Source organism: Acinetobacter sp. 231_lipA, from assembly GCF_058243005.1.
On the sequence record NZ_JBZAYU010000001.1, the window covers coordinates 2,611,294 to 2,635,712 of the forward strand.

Annotated in this window: 20 protein-coding genes and 1 pseudogene; 12 read left to right on the forward strand and 9 right to left on the reverse strand. The window is 42.8% G+C overall.

What is annotated here, in order from left to right; translation table 11 throughout:
- Nucleotides 1-58 precede the first annotated feature (58 nt).
- The 3 genes from AC4CUX_RS12805 (at nucleotide 59) to AC4CUX_RS12815 (ending at nucleotide 2,392) form a co-directional block, all read left to right on the forward strand.
- A complete protein-coding gene (locus AC4CUX_RS12805; protein ID WP_062034448.1) occupies nucleotides 59-1,375 on the forward strand; it encodes a DUF445 domain-containing protein in 1,317 nt (438 codons plus the stop codon).
- Between the two features lie 77 nt (nucleotides 1,376-1,452).
- Nucleotides 1,453-2,112 carry an adenylate kinase gene (adk, locus tag AC4CUX_RS12810; protein ID WP_004980915.1) on the forward strand — a complete coding sequence of 220 codons (660 nt, stop codon included), beginning with the start codon at nucleotides 1,453-1,455 and terminating at the stop codon, nucleotides 2,110-2,112.
- 82 nt (nucleotides 2,113-2,194) lie between these two features.
- A complete protein-coding gene (locus tag AC4CUX_RS12815) occupies nucleotides 2,195-2,392 on the forward strand; it encodes a hypothetical protein (protein WP_151836194.1) in 198 nt (65 codons plus the stop codon).
- Between the two features lie 12 nt (nucleotides 2,393-2,404).
- Here the strand turns inward: AC4CUX_RS12815 and nth are convergent, their stop codons facing one another.
- Entirely contained in the window at nucleotides 2,405-3,115 is a 711-nt protein-coding gene (nth, locus tag AC4CUX_RS12820; protein WP_151836195.1) for an endonuclease III, read from the reverse strand.
- Between the two features lie 3 nt (nucleotides 3,116-3,118).
- Nucleotides 3,119-3,913: an RnfABCDGE type electron transport complex subunit B gene (locus AC4CUX_RS12825; RefSeq protein WP_151836196.1), complete on the reverse strand. Its 795-nt coding sequence runs from the start codon at nucleotides 3,911-3,913 to the stop codon at nucleotides 3,119-3,121.
- Nucleotides 3,914-4,260: 347 nt separating this feature from the next.
- Between AC4CUX_RS12825 and gdhA the strand changes: the two genes are divergently transcribed.
- Nucleotides 4,261-5,604 (forward strand): NADP-specific glutamate dehydrogenase, encoded by a 1,344-nt coding sequence (gdhA, locus tag AC4CUX_RS12830; RefSeq protein ID WP_087010569.1) that lies wholly within the window; start codon nucleotides 4,261-4,263, stop codon nucleotides 5,602-5,604.
- A 76-nt stretch (nucleotides 5,605-5,680) separates the two neighbouring features.
- On the opposite strand, the gene AC4CUX_RS12835 is transcribed toward gdhA, so the two are convergent.
- From AC4CUX_RS12835 to rlmH, 3 genes are all read right to left on the reverse strand, one after another.
- Nucleotides 5,681-6,463: a DUF4377 domain-containing protein gene (locus AC4CUX_RS12835; protein WP_490792451.1), complete on the reverse strand. Its 783-nt coding sequence runs from the start codon at nucleotides 6,461-6,463 to the stop codon at nucleotides 5,681-5,683.
- A 140-nt stretch (nucleotides 6,464-6,603) separates the two neighbouring features.
- Nucleotides 6,604-7,380, reverse strand: coding sequence for a dioxygenase family protein (locus AC4CUX_RS12840; RefSeq protein ID WP_005399833.1), 777 nt, complete (start codon nucleotides 7,378-7,380; stop codon nucleotides 6,604-6,606).
- Between the two features lie 108 nt (nucleotides 7,381-7,488).
- Nucleotides 7,489-7,971: a 23S rRNA (pseudouridine(1915)-N(3))-methyltransferase RlmH gene (gene rlmH, locus AC4CUX_RS12845; protein ID WP_004980899.1), complete on the reverse strand. Its 483-nt coding sequence runs from the start codon at nucleotides 7,969-7,971 to the stop codon at nucleotides 7,489-7,491.
- 146 nt (nucleotides 7,972-8,117) lie between these two features.
- Between rlmH and AC4CUX_RS12850 the strand changes: the two genes are divergently transcribed.
- Nucleotides 8,118-9,059 carry a M20/M25/M40 family metallo-hydrolase gene (locus tag AC4CUX_RS12850; RefSeq protein ID WP_151836197.1) on the forward strand — a complete coding sequence of 314 codons (942 nt, stop codon included), beginning with the start codon at nucleotides 8,118-8,120 and terminating at the stop codon, nucleotides 9,057-9,059.
- 245 nt (nucleotides 9,060-9,304) lie between these two features.
- Here the strand turns inward: AC4CUX_RS12850 and AC4CUX_RS12855 are convergent, their stop codons facing one another.
- The 4 genes from AC4CUX_RS12855 to AC4CUX_RS12870 form a co-directional block, all read right to left on the reverse strand.
- On the reverse strand, nucleotides 9,305-9,685 hold the full coding sequence (locus AC4CUX_RS12855) for a VOC family protein (protein WP_151836198.1): 381 nt from the start codon (nucleotides 9,683-9,685) through the stop codon (nucleotides 9,305-9,307).
- A 127-nt stretch (nucleotides 9,686-9,812) separates the two neighbouring features.
- The gene (gene lon, locus AC4CUX_RS12860; RefSeq protein WP_195728797.1) at nucleotides 9,813-12,242 is read right to left on the reverse strand and encodes an endopeptidase La; all 2,430 of its coding nucleotides are present in this window, start codon (nucleotides 12,240-12,242) and stop codon (nucleotides 9,813-9,815) included.
- 148 nt (nucleotides 12,243-12,390) lie between these two features.
- The gene (locus tag AC4CUX_RS12865; RefSeq protein WP_151836199.1) at nucleotides 12,391-12,981 is read right to left on the reverse strand and encodes a 5-formyltetrahydrofolate cyclo-ligase; all 591 of its coding nucleotides are present in this window, start codon (nucleotides 12,979-12,981) and stop codon (nucleotides 12,391-12,393) included.
- Nucleotides 12,982-13,052: 71 nt separating this feature from the next.
- Nucleotides 13,053-13,448, reverse strand: a complete 396-nt coding sequence (locus tag AC4CUX_RS12870) for a MerR family transcriptional regulator (protein ID WP_151836200.1) — start codon at nucleotides 13,446-13,448, stop codon at nucleotides 13,053-13,055.
- An 82-nt stretch (nucleotides 13,449-13,530) separates the two neighbouring features.
- Here AC4CUX_RS12870 and AC4CUX_RS12875 point away from each other — a divergent pair, with 82 nt between their 5' ends.
- The 7 genes and pseudogenes from AC4CUX_RS12875 to AC4CUX_RS12905 all read left to right on the forward strand — a co-directional run bounded on the left by AC4CUX_RS12875 (nucleotide 13,531) and on the right by AC4CUX_RS12905 (nucleotide 24,299).
- Nucleotides 13,531-16,491, forward strand: a complete 2,961-nt coding sequence (locus tag AC4CUX_RS12875; RefSeq protein ID WP_151836201.1) for a heavy metal translocating P-type ATPase — start codon at nucleotides 13,531-13,533, stop codon at nucleotides 16,489-16,491.
- A gap of 341 nt (nucleotides 16,492-16,832) precedes the next feature.
- Nucleotides 16,833-17,744, forward strand: coding sequence for a LysR family transcriptional regulator MumR (mumR, locus tag AC4CUX_RS12880; RefSeq protein ID WP_151836202.1), 912 nt, complete (start codon nucleotides 16,833-16,835; stop codon nucleotides 17,742-17,744).
- A 345-nt stretch (nucleotides 17,745-18,089) separates the two neighbouring features.
- Nucleotides 18,090-19,344 (forward strand): annotated as a pseudogene (locus tag AC4CUX_RS12885) (NRAMP family divalent metal transporter).
- A gap of 35 nt (nucleotides 19,345-19,379) precedes the next feature.
- Entirely contained in the window at nucleotides 19,380-20,162 is a 783-nt protein-coding gene (locus tag AC4CUX_RS12890) for a LamB/YcsF family protein (RefSeq protein WP_151836204.1), read from the forward strand.
- Nucleotides 20,155-20,961 carry a putative hydro-lyase gene (locus AC4CUX_RS12895; RefSeq protein WP_151836205.1) on the forward strand — a complete coding sequence of 269 codons (807 nt, stop codon included), beginning with the start codon at nucleotides 20,155-20,157 and terminating at the stop codon, nucleotides 20,959-20,961. The genes AC4CUX_RS12890 and AC4CUX_RS12895 overlap by 8 nt, the downstream gene beginning before the upstream one ends.
- A 33-nt stretch (nucleotides 20,962-20,994) precedes the next feature.
- A complete protein-coding gene (locus AC4CUX_RS12900) occupies nucleotides 20,995-22,578 on the forward strand; it encodes a 5-oxoprolinase subunit B/C family protein (protein WP_195728798.1) in 1,584 nt (527 codons plus the stop codon).
- Nucleotides 22,578-24,299, forward strand: coding sequence for an acetyl/propionyl/methylcrotonyl-CoA carboxylase subunit alpha (locus tag AC4CUX_RS12905; protein WP_171500563.1), 1,722 nt, complete (start codon nucleotides 22,578-22,580; stop codon nucleotides 24,297-24,299). Before AC4CUX_RS12900 ends, AC4CUX_RS12905 begins: the two co-directional genes overlap by 1 nt.
- Nucleotides 24,300-24,419 lie beyond the last annotated feature (120 nt).

Sequence of the window (24,419 nt, forward strand, 5' to 3'; positions counted from 1 at the left end):
ATATCTTTTTTAAAACGCTATATAATTCAGTTAATAAAATTAAATATGGAAGTTATGCATGCTTGAGTACGTCAATCAGTTGTGGCAAACCTTTTTGAATCGACCCGATTTTTGGGCTGTACTCAGCATTATTCCTGTGACTGCTTTTGTGACTTGGGCACACGTTTGGATGGCCCTGAAAATGGTCTTTTACCCGATTACATTTTGGGGGTTTCATATTGGGCCTTTGCCTGTGGGTTGGCAGGGTATTGTGCCCAGAAAAGCGGGGCGTATTTCAGGCATCATTACGGATAACACCTTATCTAAACTTGGTTCTTTGCGTGAATTTTTAGATGCAATGGATCCTGAGGATATGGCGCGAATCATTGGTGAGCAAGTTGGTTTTGAACTTGAGCACCTGATTGATGAAGTCATGATTGACCGTAATGCTGTACTTTGGGAAAACTTACCTTATTCGATTAAGCGTCGAATTTATGCGCAGGCACACAAACAGCTTCCGGCTGTGCTCAGAGAATTAGTGACCGAACTGACCATGAACGTCGAGTCACTTGTGGATATGCGCGATATGGTGGTCAGCCAAATGGAAGGTGACCGCAGACTAATGGTGCGTATGTTCTTGAAAGTGGGTCAGAAAGAAATCAACTTTATTTGGCATATTAGTGCCCTCATTGGGATGTTCTTTGGTATCTTCCAAATGATTGTTTGGTTTGTGGTGCCATGGCATTGGACCGTGCCATTTTGGGCCGCGGTATGGGGCTTCTTAACCAACTGGATTGCGATTTGGATGGTGTTTAATCCAATTGAGCCACACTATGTTCGATACTTACAACTGACTGAATTAACAAAAGATCGTAAGTTTCCATGGATTAAACCTGTGATTCCGCGCATTGGGACTTATAATGTACAAGGCGCTTTCATGAAGCGCCAAGAAGAAGTGTCTGATGTGTTTGCAAGTGTAGTCACAGAAGACCTGATTACGTTAAAATCCATCATGACTGAAATGATGTATGGCAATAAAAAAGACAAGACCCGTCGTATTGTCAAACGTCATATTAATGAAATCATGGAAACGCCATTGGTGAGAACGTCTTTGCAACTGTCTTTAGGTCCACGTGAATACGCAAAACTGAAGACGGACTTGATTGATCGTTCAATTGAAATTACGATGGTGCCTGTATGCGACCCAGCGTTCAATGCGAGCCGTGCACAGAAAATCTATAAAATGTTTAGAGACCGTATTCGAGAGCTAACGCCGAAAGAATTTCAAAACTTATTACGTCCTGCATTTCAGGAAGACGAATGGATTTTGATTTTATTGGGTGGGGTAACTGGCTTCATTGCGGGTACAATACATTTGTTTGTAGCTTTCTTATAATTAGATGCTAAAAATATGTCGAATTTTTCGATATGTACAAAGTGTCAAATACATTGTTTAAATGAGGATGTTTTTTTATGCGCATTATCTTACTCGGACCACCTGGAGCAGGTAAAGGTACACAAGCTCAGTTGATCTGTAAGCGCTACAATGTCCCACAAATTTCAACCGGTGATATGCTCCGTGCTGCAATTCGTGAAGGAACTGAACTCGGTCTACAAGCTAAAAGCGTGATGGACAATGGTGGTCTTGTATCTGATGAACTGATCATTGGTTTAGTGAAAGAACGTATTGCGCAACCTGACTGTGTAAATGGCTGTATCTTTGATGGTTTCCCACGTACCATTCCTCAAGCCGAAGCGCTTGAAAATGAAGGTATCAACATTGATCACGTGATTGAAATTGATGTTCCTGACGAAGAAATCGTACAACGTCTTTCTGGTCGCCGTCAGCACCCTGCATCAGGCCGTGTTTATCACATCGTTTACAATCCACCTAAAGTGGAAGGTAAGGACGACGAAACTGGTGAAGAGCTGGTACAGCGTCCAGATGACCAAGAAGCAACGATTCGTAAGCGTTTGGGTTCATACCACACTGAAACTGAACAGTTGGTTGGTTTCTACCAAGGTCGCGCAGCGTCTGGTGAAAATGCACCAACCTATGACAAGCTGAATGGCTTACGTCCAATTGACGAAGTACAAGCAGATTTGTTCGCGATTCTTGATCAAGACAAATAATTGCATGTTTTAAACATGGCAATGTTTTGACATTGAAAGAGCTCTAAGTCATATTAGGGCTCTTTTTCTTGATCCTCTAAAAATGGAGTCGCGTGTGGCACAAGTTGGAATCATTGTTTTAATTATTGTTGCTGCGGCGGTATTGGTGGGTTTGTTTTACATTAGCGTAAAAATGCTACGCGATGTCAGTAAACAAGAAAAAATGTCGAAGAAGCAGCCAAAACGTCAGTTACATCCGAAGTTGCAGCAAGATTTCAAAGATAAATCAAATCAAAAATAAAAAAACTGAACTTTAATGTTCAGCTTCTATCGTCGTTGTGGCAATACGTGCTGCACCAAATTCAAAACGATCTGGCCAGTTACACACATCTGAAACAATACACTCATGGCATTTCGGTTTGCGTGCAATACAGCAGTATCGACCATGTAAAATCAGCCAATGATGTGAGTCGACAATAAATTCTTTCGGTATGACTTTCATTAAACGGTGTTCGACTTCAAGCACATTTTTGCCGACTGCTAATCCCGTACGATTGCCTAAACGAAAAATATGCGTATCGACCGCCATCGTCGGTTGTCCAAAAGCAGTATTTAACACCACATTGGCTGTTTTTCGTCCTACACCGGGCAAGGCTTCTAAATCCGCACGATTGTTTGGCACGATGCTGTTATGTTTTTCAATCAGTATCTTACAGGCTTTAATGACATTCTCAGCCTTTGCATTATATAAGCCTATGGTTTTAATATAGGTTTTTAAACCATCGACCCCTAAGGCATAAATAGTTTCAGGTGTATTGGCGACTGGAAAGAGTTTATCTGTAGCTTTGTTGACACTCACATCTGTCGCCTGAGCAGACAAGGTCACAGCCACCAACAGCTCAAAAGGACTCGAATAATTTAATTCAGTTTTGGGATTTGGGCGTTGTGCACGTAAACGTTCAAAAAAGATTTGAATTTGCTTTTTGGTCATGTTTTTTACAGGTTTTCCGCTTGTCGTTAGCATGCTTTACGCTCCCTGTAACTGATGAAGCTGTTGGGTTAAGTCATCCAACAACAGACGTTTTTTTTCATCTTCACGAACGCTGAGTTGCTTTTCTAATTTTTTAATTTGTACGCGTAATTTCGCCAGCTCAATCGTGGATTTTGCATCAAGCTTTGCTGCCATTTCTGGTTCTTTTTCAATGATCTGAATATCAGGTACAGCATCGTTCTGTGCTGAAAACTGGGCAAATAAAGCCGTATCAATTTCCGCACGAACCACTGGACCTTTACGGTGTAGGCGCTGTTTTTCTTCACGTTGAATATGTGCGTAATAGCGTTGTCTTAAATCATCTTGCTCAGCTTTGCGCAAGATTTCCGTTGGTATGCCGTCTACATCTGGAATAAGGTCAATACAGTCGACAGGACAAGGCGGGATACACAGTTCACAGCCTGTACACAGATCAGTCAAAATACTGTGCATGAGTTTACCCGAACCAATAATGGCGTCTACAGGACAGGCACTAATACATTTGGTACAACCAATGCATTCATCCTCACGAATGATTGCTTTCATTCTCTGTGGGCGGCCATCGGCTTGAATAGGCCAAACACTTTCCTCTGCAATTAATGCTGGTCGGTTTAGCAACTGAGCCAATGCATCGGCTACAGGCTGCCCGCCGGGTACACATTTATTGGCTGCTTCACCTTCGCTGATGGCTTGGGCATAAGGCAGACATCCATCACGATGTCCGCAGAGTCCACATTGGGTTTGGGGAAGGAGGGCATCGATATTTTGGATCAGGGAAATGTGCGAATTCATGCGTAAACCAATCCTGCAACTGAATTTGCAGAGATATTAGGAGAAATAGGTAGATCACTGAATTTTACCATGTTTTTTTTGATTAATCCTGTGTTCTAAAATGGTTCATTAACTGCATCATTTTTGAGCAAAAAAAGATTTTAAGCCTGTGTTTTCATTGGTGTTTTTTTATAACAAATTTCTAGGTATATTTTATATAAATAATTGTTATATAAATGATAAATATGTTTTTTTATAGAAATGTGTTGTGAATTGTTGGTAAAAGATATTTAATTGTTTGCGCCAAAATTTAACATTGTTTATAAAATTTGACCAATTTTGATCCATTTTCTGCTGAGGATTAAGCGTTGAAATATAACAGCCTTAATGAGTTTTTAGATTACGTGAAAACACGTGATGAACATCAACCCGAGTTTCTACAAGCGGTAGAGGAAGTCATGACCAGCCTTTGGCCGTTCATTGAAAAAAATCCTCGTTATGCAGACCACGGTTTGCTAGAGCGTTTGGTTGAGCCAGAGCGTGCGATTCAATTCCGTGTTTCATGGGTGGATGACCAAGGTCAAACCCATGTAAACCGTGCTTTCCGTGTTCAATACAACTCGGCGATTGGTCCATTTAAAGGTGGTATGCGTTTTCACCCATCGGTGAATTTATCGATCCTAAAATTCTTAGGCTTTGAGCAAACCTTTAAAAATGCGTTAACCACACTGCCAATGGGTGGTGGTAAAGGTGGTTCAGACTTTGATCCTAAGGGTAAGTCTGAAGGCGAAATTATGCGTTTCTGCCAAGCGCTAATGATTGAGCTATACCGTCACCTAGGTTCAAATACGGATATCCCTGCGGGTGATATTGGTGTGGGTGGCCGTGAAGTGGGTTATATGGCTGGCATGATGAAGAAGTTGAGCAATGACACTTCATCTGTGTTTACGGGTAAAGGTTTGACCTTTGGTGGTTCTTTGGCGCGTCCTGAAGCAACGGGCTACGGCACAGTGTATTTTGCTGAAGAAATGCTGAAAACCCGTGGCGACTGCTTCCAAGGTAAAACAGTCGCGATTTCTGGTTCGGGTAACGTAGCGCAGTACGCTGCTGAAAAAGCAATGTACTTAGGCGCAAAAGTCGTTTCATTGTCTGACTCTGCGGGTACGGTATATGTAAAAGCAGGCTTTACCGATGCTTTACTTGCTGAAGTGATGGAACTGAAGAATGTGAAGCGCGGTCGTATTTCTGAGTTTGCGTCTAAGCATGGCTTTGAATACTTAGAAGGTCAGCGTCCATGGTCTATTCCATGTGATATCGCATTGCCATGCGCAACTCAAAATGAGTTAGATCAGGCGGATGCTGAAGTACTCCTTACAAATGGAGTGATTTGTGTCGCTGAAGGGGCAAACATGCCTTCTACCTTAGATGCAGTCGAAAAATTCGTTGAAGCGAAAATTTTATATGCACCAGGTAAAGCATCCAACGCGGGTGGTGTTGCGACCTCTGGCCTAGAAATGTCACAAAATGCTTTGCGTTTGGGTTGGACTTTTGAAGAAGTCGATGAGCGTTTACATGCGATTATGAAAGAAATTCACCGTAACTGTGTGAAATACGGTACACAAGCAGACGGTACTGTGAACTATGTAAATGGTGCCAACATTGCAGGCTTTGTAAAAGTTGCAGATGCAATGCTTGCTCAAGGCGTATTCTAAGTTTATATACACTTAGAAAAATCCCAATAAAAAACCGAGGCTTTAGGCCTCGGTTTTTTTCTAGGTCATTGAACGATTACAATGAACCTTTTACCGCTTCACGTTCAATAATCATGTCTTGAACATAAGCATATTTTGATTGGTCAGCCGCAGGGTTGGCAATTTCAAAACGTTTAACACGTACGATTTGACGCTCTTTCGGATTGTGGGTGAAACCATCGATATGGTTATAGAATAACGTCCAGTCTTTATCGACCTGCGTTTTTACGCCATTTTCAGCATATTTAATTTCACGAACTTGTAGGCATTCCATACGGGCAACACCTGCAGAACATGTTTTGGTTTCTGGTGAAATTTCTAAGAAAACAGTTTCACCTTGGCTTTGATATTTCGATTCAGCAGTTTGCTTACCTGTGAATACAATTTTTTCACCCTTTGCCGATACCACGGTCAATGTTGGTGCATCAGGATCATTTAGGTTTAAAACAAACGGTGCTTTACGGTTATCAAATAAATCTGCTGCAACACCTTCTTGAGCCATGGCTTTTGGTTCACATGCCATTTGAGTCGCCATCAGGTTACCCGTTACAATTTGATTGTTTTCAACTTTCCAACTGGTACCCATACCGTTACAACTGGTTGCAATGCCTAAGCGACCTGCTTTTTTGTCAAAGTTTAAAACCAATGGTTTAGGCGCATCTGCGGTGTTTGCACTCCAATGGAAGTTTGCGAGTGTTTGATCTGCATTTTGTTGTTGTAGTACAGACACAGCCAAATCTCCTACTTTTTGAATATCAGATGATTGGCAAGCAGCCAGTGCGAGTGGGAAAAGGGCAATCGCTAAATATTTTAATTTCATGGGTTACAAGTTCTTGATTTAAAATAACAAGATACATGATATCCGATGTTGTTTTTAAAAGAATGGATACATTCAGTTCTTTTGGGTTTCAAAATGTATCCATAAATATTTTTTTTTAATATATAAGTAAAATTTATACATTAATCAAAACGGTAAATGTCCATGCCCAGTGCACCCATGGTAAAACTACTATGCACAATATTGAAACGATGACCTGTACCCATCGCAAAGAATATTGGGGCAAAGTGTTCCAACGTTGGGTGGTTACGACGGACAAAAGGAATCGATTCCCAGTCTAAAATGGCGTCAAAGTCCTGATGGCTAAGTTTCGCGACGACATGATTACGAAACGTCGATGCCCACTCAGGTACCGCTTGTGACTGACCGTGCCAAGACAGCTCAGCTAAGTTATGGGTAATACTCCCTGAGCCAATCAGCAAGACCTGCTGTTCGCGTAGTGGTGCAAGAGTTTGTCCAATTTTATAAATCTCCTCTGCCGACAGATTCATCGGGAGTGAAATTTCCACCACAGGGATGTCTGCATCTGGATACATATGGAGTAAAGGCATCCAAACGCCATGATCACGCGGACGAGTACTGTTTGCATGAGCTGAAAAACCCGCTTCTGCCAATAAATGTAGAATTTCTTCGGCTAAAACAGGCTGACCAGGTGCTGGGTAGCGAATGTCATAAAGCTCAGCAGGAAAGCCTCGAAAGTCATGCCATGTCTCAGGACGAACTCCAGTACTTACTTCAAGTGAGTTACTTTCCCAGTGAGCGGACATAATCACAATTGCTTGTGGTGTCGGTAAGTTTAGGCCTAAACGATGTAACGCAGGCCCAACTTGCTCTGGATTCAACGCAAGCATGGGTGAGCCATGAGAAATGAATAAGCCGGGTAGCGTTTGTAAGTTCATTGTGAAAGCCTAATAGCAGAAGATGAAAAGAATTTTGTCAGATTCTTATCATCTGTGTAATGGGGGAAATATCAACGTATTGTTCCAAAAAAAGAACAATAGTTGAGTTTAACCTGCACGATGATAAGGGTGATTATGGTTAATACTCATAGCTCGGTAGAGTTGTTCAATCAGCATCACGCGAACCATCGGGTGAGGTAAGGTCAGTTTGGATAAAGACCAATGCCAAGCAGCTGCTTTACGTACTGCTTCAGAGTGACCGTCAGGCCCACCAATTGCCAGTACAATATCATTGCCCTCAAGCATCCATCCTTTCATGGTTTCTGCCAGTTTTTCGGTGCTAAACTCACGACCACCGACTTCTAAAGCAATCAGCACTTCGTTTCCTTTCATTGCATTTAAAATGCTATCACCTTCAATTTGACGGTATTTTAAAATATCTGCTTCTGAATCATTTTTACCGCGCTTTGCCATTGGCAGTTCAATAATCTGCGTTTGCACAAAAGGTTGAATACGTTTGAAATAATCTTCAAAACCAGTCAGTACCCATGCAGGCATTTTTTGACCAATGGTCAGAATACGGATTTTCATAATGGGTCATGTATAAGGAGACGATTCATTATAACGGTGAAAGCAAGGCTTTGCAGTGAGACGAAACAAAATGCAATTGAATTCACTGAACTAATGTTGCTTAATTCAACAGATGAGAGGAATAAGAAATACTTGGAATAATAACAATGTGGCTCAAAACTTTAAAAAAACAGGCTTTTTTGTTGATTGTTGTACTGGGTACTTTCACAGGGCAGGTATTTGCAAGCAACGTCAAAATGGCTGATGAACAAAACCTACAAGTTTATTTGGAGCAAGTGATTGGTCAGGGCAAAGCACGTAACTATAAAAACCTTGATGAACTGAATCGTGTCTCTGCATGGATCAAAGAACAAATGCGCTTATTGGGCGTCCCATGTCACTATCAAAATTTTACTGCCAATCAGCAAATCTACCGAAATGTAGTGTGTAGTTTAAACGTCGGACGTCCAGACCGCGTGATTGTCGGGGCGCATTATGACGTCTTTGGCGATCAAGATGGTGCAGATGACAATGCCTCTGGTGTTGCCGGCGTGATTGAAACGGCACGTATTTTGGCAGAGCAAAAGGCTAAACTACCCAACAATGTGGACTTTGTGTTCTATAGTTTAGAAGAACCACCGTTTTCTAAAACTGAACAAATGGGCAGCTATGTGCATGCGAAATCAGTTCAGTCACAAAAAGATAAGATTAAAGGTGTGTATATTTTAGAAATGATAGGGTTCTTTAGCGAACAAACCATCCAAAGCTATCCTGTGGGCTTAAAGTGGATTTATCCAACCCATGGTAATTTTATTGCTACAGTGAGTAATGTCAGTTCACGTGATTTAGGCGCAGGATATTGTGCAGCGATGCAGAAACTTGATCAATTAGAATGTCAGCGTTTGGTTGCACCAAGCTTTGCCAATGCTTTTGATTTTTCAGATCATTTGAATTATTGGGAGTTTGATATTCCCGCAGTCATGATTACCGATACGGCATTTTATCGAAATGGTCACTACCATACCAAAGCAGACCGCTTAGCGACGTTGAATTTGACCAAAATGGCGAATGTGATCGATGGGCTGGTACAGCATTTATTGAAACCTTAATGTATTTTGAGCAATAAAAAACGCAGTTCCCAAGTAGCGAGAACTGCGATAAAAGGTCATCCGTCTGGAGAATCAGATGACCATGCAATTTCAAATCATCAATAAAAAGAAACATACAGCGCGTATCTGTTCTTATTATTTATATCGGGCTTTTTATCGATTTTTCAAGTCTGATGGATGATAGTGGAAAAGGTTTAATACAAAAAATCAAACAAGCTAGGCAAAAATTTGGAGTTTCATCCGTTTCACGTCATGGAATGTAGGCCAATCATATTTCCTTCGCTATCAAAGGCCAGCACAATAAAACCATATTCACCAATGGCAGTTTTTGCTTCATGAATTTTTCCACCAGACTCAACAAGCCGGCTCGCTTCATTCGCACAATCATCACATGAAAAATAGATTAAGGTACTGTTTTCTCCTGCGGATAGGCCTGGCATTTTCACCAGTGCACCTGAAGCGCCATAGGCTTGCATATCTGACGGGAAAGCCCACATTTGCAGTGAGTTATCATCCGCTGGTGGGGTTAATTCAGTTAATTGAATATTAAAAACAGATTCATAAAATTGTTTGGCACGAGATAAGTCATCCACATAAATTTCAAACCAACCAATCGGGTTTTTCATTTTAGTTGTCCTACATGTATCCCTTGATCAAATTATTGTAGGAAATAAAAGCATAAAGATGTGTGGTGTTATCTACAGTAAATTGTAATAAAAAAGAGAGCCGAAGCTCTCTCTTTACGATGCGGAATTAGTGGCGTGCAGCTTTTTTGCCTTCATCGACCGCTTTGACAATTGGTGCTTTGACCAAAGGCTCAGGCATAGAGGTCAACGCCAGTGGTAAAATCTCATCAATCGACTTCACCGCTTTAATCTCTAAACCTTCTTTAACATTGTCAGGGATTTCAGATAAATCACGGACGTTGTCTTGAGGAATGAAGACCAGCTTAATTCCACCACGGTGTGCAGCCAGAAGTTTCTCTTTCAAGCCACCAATGCGCATTGCACGACCACCGAGACTGGTTTCACCTGTCATGGCAATATCAGGGCGAATTGGGATGCCTGTGAAAGCAGAAACCAATGCAGTTGTTAACGCTAAACCTGCAGAAGGGCCATCTTTTGGTGTTGCACCTTCTGGTAAGTGAACGTGAACATCGGTTTCTTCGAAACGTGTCGACTCGATACCCAATTCATCTGCACGGGTACGCACGACAGTCATAGCAGCAGTAATCGATTCTTTCATTACATCGCCGAGTGAACCCGTGGTAATGAATTTACCTTTACCTTTGACCGCTGCAACTTCGATGGTCAACAACTCACCACCGACTGAAGTCCAAGCCAAACCGTTAACACGACCGACTTGTGCTTCATCTTCCGCCATACCAAAGTCAAACTTATGTGGACCTAAGTAATCTGGAAGATTGGCCGAAGTCACATCAACTTGCAGGTTTTTTGCCTTTTTGCTGACCGCTTCTTTTACAACTTTACGGGCAATTTTAGACACTTCACGCTCTAAGCTACGAACACCCGCTTCACGTGTATAACGTTGCACGATGTCACGAATCGCTTCTTCGTGAACAGTCAATTCTTTCGCACGTAGACCATTGTTCTTCATTGCTTTCGGAACAAGGTAACGCTCAGCAATATTGACTTTTTCATCTTCGGTATAACCCGGTAGACGAATCACTTCCATACGGTCAAGCAATGCTTCTGGAATATTCATGCTGTTGGCAGTACAGATGAACATCACTTCAGACAGGTCCAGATCAAGATCTAAATAGTGATCGTTAAACTTGCTGTTCTGTGATGGATCGAGTACTTCAAGTAACGCAGACGCAGGGTCGCCGCGGTAGTCTTGTGCCATCTTGTCGATTTCGTCGAGCAAGAACAATGGGTTCTTCACGCCAACTTTCGTTAATGACTGCACAATTTTACCCGGCATCGCACCGATATAGGTACGACGGTGACCACGGATTTCCGCCTCGTCACGCACGCCACCGAGTGCCATACGTACAAACTCACGACCTGTTGCTTTGGCAACCGATTCACCCAGTGAAGTTTTACCTACACCTGGAGGGCCAACCAAACAAAGGATTGGGCCTTTGAGTTTTTTCACGCGAGATTGAACCGCTAAATATTCCACGATACGATCTTTCACGTCATCTAAGCCGTAATGATCGGTATCCAAAATTTCTTGCGCTTTGCTTAAGTTAATGCTGACTTTGCTAGCTTTATTCCAAGGCGTATCTAAGATGGCCTCGATATAATTGCGCACCACAGCCGCTTCGCTAGACGCAGGTTGCATTGCTTTGAGTTTACGGAATTCGCTTTCAGCTTTTTTGCGCACGTGTTCAGGCAAATCAGCTTCGGCAAGACGTTTTTCAATTTCGGCAACGTCATCTTCCGCGCCGCCATTCATGTCAGAAAGCTCACGCTGAATGACCTTCATCTTTTCATTGAGGAAGTATTCGCGTTGATTTTTCTCCATTTGACGCTTCACTGAGTCATGTAAAGTTTGCTCAATCTGTTGTTCTTCAGATTGTTGCAATAAATACGTCATCAGTTCTTGTAGATGTGCTTCGAACTCATCGTGTTCGAGGAATTTTTGCTTTACATCAATATTCAGTGGAACACGGGTCGCTACGAAGAATAACAATTGCAGTAAATCGTCAATCTTGTTCGCTGCAGCAATCAGTTCACGTGCGTTACGTAGTTTTGCTTCAGCGTATTGTGCAAACAGGGCACGTAATTCTTGAACACGTGTTTCTTGCGTTGTTTCGTCAATGTGGACTGACATTGGGCTAAGCGCATGTTCTGCGGTTAGATAATCATTTTCATCAATGATTTTTTCTAGCTTTGAACGATGCAAGCCTTCAATTAATACTTTTATACAGTTTTCATCATTTTCATGATTCACAACTTGCACAATCTTCGCGACAGTACCGTATTGATATAAGTTGTCGTGATCAATTTCTTCTGAAAGAGAATCTTTTTGAGCAACTACAAATACTAGATTGTCACTGTTACGAGCCACATCAACTGCATTGATCGATTTTTCACGACCTACAAATAGCGCGATTTGCATGTATGGATACACCACCACATCACGTAACGCTAAAAGTGGTAATACACTTGGAACCTGAGGCTCTAAGGTTTCTTGATTCATAATAATTTCAGACATGGGCACTCCTAATGAGTGACAACGGTGTTGCCATGTTTTTTATAGTGATGGGTATTTTAAAAAATACAAGGGCAGGTCAAAATAAATTGTATAAAAAATGACTAAACATGTGATTTTTAAGTATTCTCAACAGTCAAAAATGTCAATTTTAGCGCTTGAAGCGTAAATGCTGTTGAGGGGTCAGCAGTCCATCTAAAGGTTGATCCCATTTTTCTCGAATCAAGCGCTGTGGCACCAACTGGAAGTGATGAGCCAAACCAAGACGAAATGGACGGTGATAGCGTGCAGAAGCCAAGGTTTTATCGTAAAAACCACCGCCCATGCCAATGCGTGTGCCATAAGGATCACAAGCCAATAAGGGCATGAGTAGCAGGTCTAAATGTGAAACGTGCTGACCACGTGTTGCCATAGGCTCTTGCATACCTAGCGGATGGTGTGAAAAGCGTTTATTTTGAAATTGATTGCGTGAAACTTTGACCCACACCAAGCGCTGATTCATATTGCAAATCATCGGTAAATACACCGACTTTTTTTGATGAAAGCAATATTCAATGATTTTATGGGTCTGAATTTCCCCAAAAGCATGTAGGTAGATCCCAATACGGGTGGCATGTTTGAATTCGGGCACACGTCTTAAACGTTGTAAAATTTGCAATTCGGACTGCTGCTGTTGATAGGCGGAAACTTGTCTGCGTTGTTTGCGAAGCTGTTTTCTGAGTTGGGCAAGTTCAATCGACATGGTGAACGCAGTCCTGAGTATCGAAATAGTGAGTGTTAAAGTGAGCGCCAAATTTAAAAGATGGCATCTGTTTATGGCGTAGCCGTTGAACCTTTTTTCAGTTCTTGCAAAATTGGGCAGCAACTGTCAGTGGTGGTTTTACATTCATCCACCCAAGTTGAAAGACGTTGTTTCAAAGCATTCAGCTCTTGAATCCGTTGATCAATTTTTTCAAGTCGTTGCTGAATCACATGACGGACTTTTTCGCGATCGTCCAGTTGCAAATGCAATAGATCTTGAATTTCACTGAGCTGTAAGCCCGCATCTTTGCCTTTTTGAATAAAGCTTAAGGTTTCAATGTCTTGTTGGCTGTAATAACGATAGTTTTGTGTGGTTTCAGGAATGCGCATGAGACCAATTCGCTGATAATAACGAATCGTTTCCACATTCACCTGACAGTGTTTTGCCAGCTTGCCGATAGTGAGCATAAAATAATCTCCAAAAGGCTTGACTCAGTACCTAGGTACAGACTTTATGCTAACACAATCAAAAAATAAAAGGTGAGTCAGAATGAGTGAGCAACACAAAATGTCTTGCTGTTCTAAACAGAAATTAGCGCCGATGGTGGTGAATATCGATCCTGTCTGTGGGATGACGGTCGCAGAAGACTCTCCTCATGTGTATGAGCATCAAGCAGTTCGTTATTTGTTTTGTTGTTCAGGCTGTTTAAAGAAATTTTCGGCCAATCCAGAGGCTTATTTAACATCAGAAAAAGCGCCCAGTGCTTGTTGCAGTAAACCCAAAGTAGATTTAGCTGAGGCATGTTCTCAGGCGAAAGAGGAAGGCACATTAGTTGCATCTAAGGGTTGTGGTTGTGGATCAAAACCTGTGTCAGATGCAGAGAAGACCACATTTATTGACCCTGTGTGTGGCATGACCGTCAAGGACTTAAGTAAACCGCATACTGAATGGCAGGGGCAAAACTACTACTTTTGTAGTGAAAAATGTTTGCAAAAGTTTATTGCAACCCCAGAGGCTTATGTAAAGGCTGAACGTTCAGATTCTGTAGTTAAAGCCTCAGGTTGTTGTGGTTCGACCTCGAAAGTGGCTGAGGAAAAAACGTCTTATTGTGCGCCCAAACCGCAAACAGAAGCAGACAGCAAAGCCAGTTGCTGTACACCCAAGCCGAAAGTAGAAGCTGCCAAAAGTAGCTGCTGTGGTGGTGGGAAACATCAACATGAACACAGTACTCAATCGGCGTCAGCAGAGTCTATTGACCCGGTGTGTGGCATGTCCGTTGACCCAAATACAGAGTTAAAAACTGATTATCAGCAACAGACCTACTATTTCTGTAATCCTTCTTGCTTAGACAAATTTCAGGGAGATCCTGAATTTTATCTGATTCCACCCGATCAGCGTCCTGTGCCTGAAGGGGCTGCTGATATGGACTATACCTGTCCGATGGACCCTGAAATTGTACAAAAGGGACCGGGGACGTGTCCGATTTGTGGTATGGCACTCGAGCCGATGCAACCGACTTTAGATGATGCACCGAACCCTGAATTGGTGGATTTTAGCCATCGCTTTTGGATGACCTTGCCGCTGACGTTGATTGTATTTGTACTGGCGATGGGTTCACATATTCATAGTTTCATTTCACCGCATATTCAGCCGTGGATTGAGTTGGTCCTAGCGACTCCTGTAGTGCTATGGGCGGGTAAACCGTTTATTGAGCGTTGCTGGACCTCGTATAAAACCCGCAACTTAAATATGTGGAGCCTCATTGGTGTCGGGGTGTTGGCGGCCTATATCTATAGTGTGGTGGCAACGATTTTCCCAAGTGTGATTCCAATGGAAGCCAAAACGGGGCATGGCGTTGCAGTGTACTTTGAAGCAGCCTGTATGATCGTATCTTTAAGTTTGCTTGGTCAAATCATGGAGCTGAAAGCACGTGCCAAGACAGCAGATTCACTCAAAGCCTTACTCAAACTGCAAGCCAACACAGCCAAGTTGGTTCAAAACGATCAAGTGGTTGAAGTGGATATTGGCATGGTCAAACAAGGCGATATTTTACAAATTTCCTCGGGTGAGCAGATTCCACTAGATGGTGTGGTGGTGGAAGGCAAAACCTATGTCGATGAAGCCATGATGACAGGCGAACCTGTACCTGTGAAAAAGCAAATGCATGACACGGTGATCGGCGGTACGGTCAATCAACAAGGCAGTATTCGTATTCAAACCACGGCGGTCGGGGCGAATACTACTTTGGCGAAAATGATTCAGACGGTGGCAGAAGCACAGCGTTCTAAAGCACCGTTACAACGTTTGGCCGATGTGTTTGCCAAGTATTTTGTGATTGTGGTGTTACTGATTAGTGTGTTGACCTTTGCCGCTTGGATGGTGTTTGGTGGTGCACAATTTGATTTGGCACTGATGTGTGCGGTGGCGGTACTGATTATTGCCTGCCCATGTGCGCTGGGTTTGGCGACGCCAATGTCAGTGATGGCCACCACCGGTCGTGCGGCACAAAAAGGGGTACTGTTTAAAGATGCAGAGGCGATTGAAGCTTTAAGTAAAGTGAATACGCTGATTGTCGATAAAACAGGGACTCTGACGGAAGGTAAACCGAGTCTTAAAGAAATTCAGTTGCTCAGCCCAAATGTGGAACAAGCACAAGTAGAACAGTGGATTGCCTCGATTGAGCAGTATTCTAGTCATCCGATTGCACAGACTTTGACTCAAATAGTTCCTGCACAGCAATTGCTTAAAGTGGCAGACTTTGAGGATGTGACTGGTTTTGGCGTCAAAGGGCAGATTGGCGAGCAAACCCTCTATATTGGTAGCCAAAAGCTGCTTGAACAGCTCGGCATCACTTTAGATGATACTTTGCAAAGCCAGTTGAACCAGCAGCGTGCGACAGGCAATGTGATCAGTTTCTTAAGCAATAGCCAAGAAGTACTGGCTTATATTGCTATTCACGATGCGATTAAAGTCAATGCCCAGCAAGTAATTCAGCAGTTGATTGATGATGGTATTGAAGTGGTCATGGCAACAGGTGACCATGAACAAAATGCCCAGTTGGTGGCTAAGGAATTGGGTATTCAACAAGTCTATGGCAACTGTACGCCAACTGAAAAACTGGAGATCGTGAAGAAATATCAGGCTCAGGGTAAAATTGTGGCGATGGCGGGAGATGGCATTAACGATGCACCAGCCTTAGCGCAATCCAATGTCGGAATTGCCATGGGAAACGGAACTGATATTGCTAAACAAACCGCGCAAGTCACCTTAGTTAAAGGCGACATTCGTGGTGCAGCCGATGCACTACATATGGCGAAACTGGGTGTTCGTAATATGAAACAGAACCTTGCTTTTTCCTTTGTGTATAACGGTTTGGGTGTACCTGTTGCAGCAGGAATTTTCTATCCATTGACGGGTTTATTACTCACCCCAATGTTCGCTGCGGTGGCGATGTCACTGAGCTCACTGTCCGTGGTTTTAAACGCTTTGCGCTTACAGAAGAGTAAATAAGCACTTTTAGATTTTACAGTCTCTTTTTAAGTTGAGTTTTAAAAAGCATCTTTTAAACAAAGGTGCTTTTTTTATGATGATTCGTGATGGAATGAAGAGTAGTGCGAATAAACATTAAGCCTTTCAAGCGTTTTTTCTTAATTCAACTTGATTTAAATAGCCTTGATTGGGTTAGGCCGAGTCAATTGGTTAAAAGATGCAAAATGGATGTAATTGGGCAAGAGGTAGAGTTTTAATGAGCGTCATCTTGTGAGTCATTTTGAAATTATATAAAACAGGAACTTAAAAAATAGTGATAACTGCCGTACTATAAGCGGGATGGAGTAAAGGCAGGATTCAGGGTGAATTTAAAAAATCTAGCAGCATTTTATTGGGTTGTGACTTTAAATAGTTTCAATAAGGCTGCCACAAAATTACAAACGACCCAACCTGCCGTTTCACAAAAAATCACCTCTCTTGAAAATGATTTAGGCTTTAAAGTACTCGATCGCAGTTTTCGACAGCTTAAACCCACCCATAAAGGCATGACCCTGTTTAAATATGCTGAAAAGTTTATGCGTTTGGAAACCGATTTGGTGGCTGAGCTGACTGAAAATCAACACCTAACAGGAACAATTCGTTTAGGTGTTTCTGAGACGATCGTTTATACGTGGTTGGTTGAATATATCGAAAAAGTACAAAAAGAGTTTCCCAAAGTTTCTGTGGAAATTGTGGTGGATTTAACCCCAAATTTGCAAGAAGGTGTGCGTACAGGGGATTTGGACATGGCCTTTTTGCTGGGTCCGACTTTGGCTTTCGAGTGTGTGGAGCAGGCGCTGTGCGACTTTGAACTGAGTTTTTTGGCAGCTCCATCTTTTAAAGGTGGTGTGGGCCAAATGTCGTTTAAGGCATTAATGTCTCATACCATTTTAACTTACCCGAAAATTACCTATCCCTATAAAGAGCTCAAGGCCAAAATGAAAGAGCAGGCACTAGATGAGCCGCTTTCAATTACCAGTTATTCGCTTGCGACCTTATTGCGTCTTGCAGAGCAAGGTTTGGGGATCGCCGTTGTGCCGACCTTAACGGCGCTAAAGGAAATTACAGATGGTCGTTTAGAGATTTTAAATACACCGATCCAGCTCAAAACCTTTCATTTCACCTCGATTTATATGCAAGGAAATGATGCTGCCTTGAAAGAGAAATTAACCGATGTCGCAGTCACTGTTTCTGAAAGTGCAATGAAAAGACTGCTTGAGAAAATTAAAAAATAATTGAGGCGTACGCAGTTTTTTGACAAGCGACGTTTCTTTATCTCAAACCGTAATTTGTTTGAAAAACTATAAAAGCAGCTTATCGTGTGTGATAAGTAAAATTTATCATTAGACTTTTAATAAATAAAAAACAATAAAATACAGTTATTTAGTTTTAATAGTGGAGGTAAAAAGTCGTATTGTTCATCGCGCTTGCCTATGTTCTTATTTCAAATAGAAGATTTGATCCGCCATGGCTTTGGTTGGGCAACAGGGAATCTTTGTCAGTTAAAGGGATTTAAGAACAGAATTTGTAAGCAAAATGATGTTCTTGGTTCAACTTGAAAATAGCGTTATTAAGCTCAAATGGACGAGGAACGCATTAAATATGTCTTTATTAAAATCTTCTTTTTTATCAGATCGCCAATGGGCCATTGTTGCTTCAATCTTCATGATGGCAACCTCTGCCATGGGACCTGGTTTTCTAACTCAAACCGCGGTCTTTACTGTGAAATTAGGTGCGGCGTTTGGCTTTGCCATTCTCGTGTCTATTTTGATTGATTATGTAGTTCAGCAAAATATTTGGCGTGTCGTAACACTGACGCAAATGCGTGCCTCGGATATTGCCAATAAAGCCTTGCCGGGCAGTGGTTACTTACTGGCTTTTCTGGTCATTTTGGGTGGCTTCTTCTTCAGTATTGGTAATATTGCAGGCGCAGCTTTAGGTCTCAATGCATTATTTGGTTTGGACACTAAATGGGGTGGCATTTTAAGTGGTGCTTTAGCCATTTTAATTTTTGCTTCAAGAAAAGCCACCTTGGCCATGGATAAAAGCATGATCGTTTTGGGGTTGCTCAAAATCATCTTGATTATCATTGTTGCCGTCATTGTGATGCCACCTGTGGGCCAAGCTGTTCATCAAACGTTTGCACCCGACCAGATTGATTTTGCCATCATCACCACGATTGTCGGTGGAACGGTCGGCGGCTATATTTGCTATGCAGGCGCCCATCGTTTACTGGATAAAGGCGCGGTTGGCCCTGAAAATATTGATGAAGTCGCAAGAGCTGCAACCAAAGGTATTGTGGTTGTGGGCATCATGCGTTATGTGCTGTTTTTAGCTTTCTTGGGCGTGGTGGTGAGTGGTGCAAGTATTGATTTAGCCAGCCATGATGCCAATCCCGCAGCGCAAGCTTTTCAATATGCCGCAGGGACTTTTGGTTATAAATTATTTGGTCTGATTTTCTGGGCAGCAGGGATCAGTAGCACCATTGGTGCCGCTTATACTTCGGTTTCATTCTTTACTGCATTTAAGAAAAACCTCAGTCCAAAACAAACCAACTACACCACCATTACATTTATCTCTTTAGCTTTACTACTGTATGTCCTACTGGGCGCAACCCCTGCTGGATTGTTGATCTTCGTTGGTGGTTTTAATGGTTTGGTACTGCCAATTGGTTTGACTATTTTTGTTTATGTTGCCGCTTGCCGTAAAGATATGATGGGGAATTATAACTATCCAAAATGGTTACTTATTTTGGGTGTACTCACATGTATGTTGACATGGTGGATGGGCTATATGTCCTTTACCACAGTCTTTAATTATTTAACCAAACTTTAAGCCAGTAGACGGTGAAGTGATAAAGGAATTAAGCCATGTTTGTAGATTTAAATAGTGACTTAGGTGAAAGTTTTGGTTCGTGGAAAATGGGCAATGATGACCAAATTCTACCTGTGGTGACAAGTGCCAACATTGCATGTGGCTTTCATGCAGGAGATCCGCTGGGGATTTTAAAGACACTGCGTAAAGCTGTTGAATTAAATGTCACGATTGGCGCGCATGTATCTTATCCAGACCTCGTCGGTTTTGGTCGCCGCAATATGGATGTATCACGTGATGAGCTGATTGCCGATGTGTTGTATCAAATCTCTGCACTGGATGGTCTAGCTAAAGTGGCTGGTTCTCACGTGCAATATGTGAAACCACATGGCGCACTGTATAACACCATTGCACACGATCACGCTCAGGCCGCTGCGGTGATTGATGCTATCAAGATGTATAACCCAGAACTGGTTTTGGTGGCACTGGCTGGTTCCCACTTGGTTGAGCAAGCACGTGCAGCAGGTTTAAAGGTTGTATCTGAGGCTTTTGCAGACCGTGCTTATAACAGTGATGGCTCATTGGTTTCACGTCGTTTGGACGGGGCTGTTTTACATGATTCGGCCTTTGTGGCACGCCGTGTGGTGTCTATGTTGAAAAATGGCGGCGTTGAGTCGATTGATGGTGTATTTACCCCTATCCAAGCGGACACGATTTGCTTACATGGTGACACCGCAGGTGCTTTAGAGATGTCGGCTGCGATTAAAGCTGAACTGCTAAATCATCATATTGAAATTCGTCCCTTTGTCTTAAAGCATGAGGAACTACGCAATGTATAAGGATATCCGAGTCGATTCAGCGCAGCTTGAAGCCGCTTTAGCTGCACGTTTAAAAATCCGTGCAGGCTTTGACAAACCAACGGCGGGTATGGCTGCGGGCATGACGCAGGTCAATATGATTTCGGTGCCTAAAGATTGGGCTTATGATTTTCTACTGTATGCACATCGCAATCCGCAAAGCTGTCCTGTTTTAGACGTGTTAGAAGAAGGTGTTTATGCTACAAGACTGGCAGAAAACTCAGATATACGCACCGACTTTCCACGTTATCGCATCTGGAAAGAGGGTGAAATGGTCGATGAAGTCACGGATGCGAGTGACATTTATCATGCACATCCTGACTTGGTGACGTTTCTAATTGGTTGTAGTTTCTCTTTTGAAACAGCACTGCAGGAGGCGGGCATTGAAGTTCGTCATATCCATGATCAGACCAATGTACCGATGTATTTGAGTAATATTCAATGTCAGCCTGCGGGTCGTATTTCGGGCAATATGGTGGTTTCTATGCGCCCAATTCCATCCCATCAAATTGCGGATGCCGTCAAAATTACAGCACGGATGCCAAGTGTGCATGGTGCGCCTGTACATATTGGACATCCTGAAGGTTTAGGCATTCGTGATGTGAATCAGCCAGACTTTGGTGATGCTTCACGTATTGAGGCTGGGGAAATTCCAGTATTTTGGGCTTGTGGTGTAACCCCACAAGCAGCGGTGATGAACTCAAAAATTCCTTTTGCCATAAGCCATGCACCCGGTCATATGTTGATTACCGACATTCCTGATCGTGCATGGATGGGTTAAGCGGCACTAAAGAACAATTAAAAGGATAGGCATATGCGTTTTTTATCGGTAAACGCGGATTGTTTTCTTATAGAGCTTGCCAGCCTAGAGGAAACATTGGCGTTGTACAATAAATTGCACACGATGCAATTGAATGGAATTAAAGACTTAGTCCCTGCTGCAAAAACGATTTTGGTATTTTTTAATGAAATCGAGACCACCTTTAAAACACTGGTTACTTCGATTCAGACTGTAAAAATTGGTTCAGGTGTTGAGCGTAATGTCCAAGAGCTGATTATTCCTATTTGCTATACGGGCGAAGATCTTGCTCAAGTTGCAGAGTTACAAGGGCTTTCAATTGCTGATGTTATCTTGAAGCATCGTCAAAGTGTTTGGAATGTGGCTTTTATTGGCTTTGCGCCGGGCTTTGCTTATATGAGCAGTCCCGATCGACCTTTTACAGATATTCCTCGTTTAGCCGTACCACGTAAAAAAATACCGTCGGGTTCTTTGGGACTGGCAGGACAATATTCGGGGATTTACCCGAAAGATAGTCCGGGAGGCTGGCAGCTGATCGGTACGACTGTTGAAAAAATGTGGGATCTAGAGCGTAAAAATCCAGCGCTATTGTTACCAGGAATGACGGTCCATTTTGAAGATGTCACACATCAACCAACCACGGTTAGCGTAGCACAGCAAGTCACTCGTACAGTTGAGCCCAAACAATCCATGCCTTTGTTTACGGTAACTGCACCGAGCCTACAGATGCTGATTCAAGATGAAGGGCGTTTTAACCAGACCAAGATAGGGGTTGGTGTTGCAGGGGCGATGGATGTATCGGCGATGCACAGTGCAAATCGAATTGTTGGTAACCCAACTCCGACGCCTGTGATTGAAGTTTTAAATGGTGGTTTGAAAGCCAAAATGCATCAGTCCGCAGTCATTGCGGTTACGGGAGCGATTTCAAACATCCACGTGAAATTTAGTGATGGCCAAAAGGCTGACTTTGGTAGTTATCAGGCGATTGCCCTTGATGAAGGTGATGAATTTCAGATTCAAGCACCGACGGCAGGACTGAGGAATTATCTGGCGATTCGTGGTGGTATCGACGTGCAGCCTGTGCTGAATAGCGCCTCATTTGATAGTTTGGCCATATTGGGGCCAGAACCTATAAAAATGGGGGATACGGTTTATCAAGGACAGGTTGAAGTTTCAAATATCAGTATTACCGAAATTGCGAAGTTACACTTGCCCAAAGTCGGCGATGTGGTTGAGCTCGACATTGTGATGGGACCGCGAACGGATTGGTTCGAAGCGGAGAGCATTGAGCGCTTATGTCAGCAAGCTTGGCTTGTGACGAATGAAAGCAATCGGGTTGGACTGAGACTTTCAGGTGAGCAGCCGTTGCAACGCAAAATTACCCATGAGTTGGAAAGTGAGGGAACTTGTATTGGTGCCTTACAGATTCCGCCAAGTGGACAGCCTGTATTGTTTATGAATGACCATCCTTTAACTGGTGGCTACCCCGTGATTGCGGCTGTGGCGAAGCACCATTGGGACTTGGTGGCGCAGATTCCAGCAGGTTGCCAAATCAAATTTAAAAAAATGACTGAATTTACAGATTTTGAGAATGAATGATGACTACTGAAAAATTATTAATTGCAAACCGTGGTGAAATTGCCGTTCGTATTATTCATGCTTGTCGTGATATGGGTATTAGCTCAGTTGCGTTATATGCCGATGATGATATGGATAGTATGCATGTCGAACTGGCGGATGAAGCATGGGGGCTGGCGGGTGCAACTGCACGTGAAACCTATTTAAATATTCCAGCCATTCTTGAGGTTGCTAAAAAATCTAAGGCGACCATGGTTCATCCGGGTTATGGCTTTTTATCTGAACGTGCTGAATTTGCACAGGCCGTAATTGATGCAGGCTTAAAGTGGGTCGGGCCGTCACCTAGCGCCATTGAAAAGTTGGGTGATAAAATTGAAGCACGTAAGATAGCCGCTTCAGTGGGCGCACCTTTAGTTCAAGGCACACAAGACCCCTTGAATAATGCTGATGAAGCACTCGAGTTTGCAAAGCAGTTTGGTTTACCTATTGCGATTAAAGCCGCATTTGGCGGTGGTGGTCGCGGTTTAAAAGTTGTTTGGAAACTGGAAGATGTAAAAGAGCTGTATGATTCGGCTGTACGTGAAGCGCAAGCTGCCTTTGGCCGCGGTGAGTGTTTTGTTGAGCAATACTTAGATCAACCACGCCATGTCGAAGCGCAAGTGATTGCCGATCAACATGGCAATGTAGTGGTTTTAGGTACACGTGACTGTTCTCTACAACGTCGTAATCAGAAGCTGATTGAAGAGGCCCCAGCGCCTTTTATCAGCGATGCAATTTATGAAGAAATTTTAACTTCGGCTAAAAATATCTGTCAGGCAGCCAACTATGTCGGTGCGGGTACCGTTGAATATTTGCTGAGCCGTGATGGAAAGCTTTCATTTTTAGAGGTTAATACCCGTTTGCAGGTGGAACATCCTGTTACTGAAGAAACGGCCAAAGTCGATTTGGTGGTCGAGCAAATTCGTGTGGCTCAAGGTCATGAACTTTCAATCAAAGAAACCCCGAAAGTGCAAGGGCATGCCATTGAGTTTCGTATCAATGCTGAAGATCCTGCTCGTGGCTTCATTCCTGCATTTGGTGTATTGAGTTTATTTGAAGCACCTTTTGGTCAGGGCGTACGCGTAGACACAGGTGTTCGTACTGGTTCTTTGGTGTCGAGTCATTTTGATTCGCTCATGGCAAAACTGATTATCACTGGCCCGACACGTGAGGTTGCTATTGCTCGTGCTAAACGTGCGCTGAAGCAATTTAAAATTGAAGGGGTTGCGTCGGTTTTAGACTTTCACCGTGCTGTATTAAATGAAGCTGATTTTACCGAAACATTTAATGTCCATACTCGTTGGATTGAAAATGATTTTAAACAGGACTTAAAGCCAACGAAACGCAGTATTCCGAATCATCAACAGCCGATGTTACTCAGCTATATTGAAATTGATGGGAAATTACATCGTTTAGGCTTACCTGCGGGCATGTTTGCACAAAACCCTGCAATTATATCTCATGACCAACCAGCTACAGAAACAGCAGTGAGTGCTGAACACTTACTTGCTCCAATCAATGGCGTAATTAGCGCTTGGAAGGTAGAAAACGGGGAGCAGGTAGTAGAGGGGCAAGTGGTTGCGATTATGGAGGCCATGAAAATGGAAGTCCCTGTACTTGCACATCAAAGCGGAATGATTCAATTGACAGCTTTGCAAGGCACAACTTGTCACGCAGAGCATATTATTGGATCGATTTGCTAAAAAAATAAATCATTTGAATGAACCTGATGCAGCATTCAGCTAAGTCAGGTTTTTGTTTGGAAATTTTTAAAAATTGAGGGCTGGTTAGCTTTGCTCTATAGAAAAATAACTTGATAAAGG

Excerpts from the sequence above, each read along its gene's own strand:
- AC4CUX_RS12805 (WP_062034448.1), top strand. The coding sequence starts at position 59 with ATGCTTGAGTACGTCAATCAGTTGTGGCAAACCTTTTTGAATCGACCC.
- adk (WP_004980915.1), top strand. The coding sequence starts at position 1,453 with ATGCGCATTATCTTACTCGGACCACCTGGAGCAGGTAAAGGTACACAA.
- AC4CUX_RS12815 (WP_151836194.1), top strand. The coding sequence starts at position 2,195 with ATGGAGTCGCGTGTGGCACAAGTTGGAATCATTGTTTTAATTATTGTT.
- nth (WP_151836195.1), bottom strand. The coding sequence starts at position 3,115 with ATGCTAACGACAAGCGGAAAACCTGTAAAAAACATGACCAAAAAGCAA.
- AC4CUX_RS12825 (WP_151836196.1), bottom strand. The coding sequence starts at position 3,913 with ATGAATTCGCACATTTCCCTGATCCAAAATATCGATGCCCTCCTTCCC.
- AC4CUX_RS12835 (WP_490792451.1), bottom strand. The coding sequence starts at position 6,463 with ATGAAATTAAAATATTTAGCGATTGCCCTTTTCCCACTCGCACTGGCT.
- AC4CUX_RS12840 (WP_005399833.1), bottom strand. The coding sequence starts at position 7,380 with ATGAACTTACAAACGCTACCCGGCTTATTCATTTCTCATGGCTCACCC.
- rlmH (WP_004980899.1), bottom strand. The coding sequence starts at position 7,971 with ATGAAAATCCGTATTCTGACCATTGGTCAAAAAATGCCTGCATGGGTA.
- AC4CUX_RS12850 (WP_151836197.1), top strand. The coding sequence starts at position 8,118 with ATGTGGCTCAAAACTTTAAAAAAACAGGCTTTTTTGTTGATTGTTGTA.
- AC4CUX_RS12855 (WP_151836198.1), bottom strand. The coding sequence starts at position 9,685 with ATGAAAAACCCGATTGGTTGGTTTGAAATTTATGTGGATGACTTATCT.
- lon (WP_195728797.1), bottom strand. The coding sequence starts at position 12,242 with ATGTCTGAAATTATTATGAATCAAGAAACCTTAGAGCCTCAGGTTCCA.
- AC4CUX_RS12865 (WP_151836199.1), bottom strand. The coding sequence starts at position 12,981 with ATGTCGATTGAACTTGCCCAACTCAGAAAACAGCTTCGCAAACAACGC.
- AC4CUX_RS12870 (WP_151836200.1), bottom strand. The coding sequence starts at position 13,448 with ATGCTCACTATCGGCAAGCTGGCAAAACACTGTCAGGTGAATGTGGAA.
- AC4CUX_RS12875 (WP_151836201.1), top strand. The coding sequence starts at position 13,531 with ATGAGTGAGCAACACAAAATGTCTTGCTGTTCTAAACAGAAATTAGCG.
- AC4CUX_RS12890 (WP_151836204.1), top strand. The coding sequence starts at position 19,380 with ATGTTTGTAGATTTAAATAGTGACTTAGGTGAAAGTTTTGGTTCGTGG.
- AC4CUX_RS12895 (WP_151836205.1), top strand. The coding sequence starts at position 20,155 with ATGTATAAGGATATCCGAGTCGATTCAGCGCAGCTTGAAGCCGCTTTA.
- AC4CUX_RS12900 (WP_195728798.1), top strand. The coding sequence starts at position 20,995 with ATGCGTTTTTTATCGGTAAACGCGGATTGTTTTCTTATAGAGCTTGCC.
- AC4CUX_RS12905 (WP_171500563.1), top strand. The coding sequence starts at position 22,578 with ATGACTACTGAAAAATTATTAATTGCAAACCGTGGTGAAATTGCCGTT.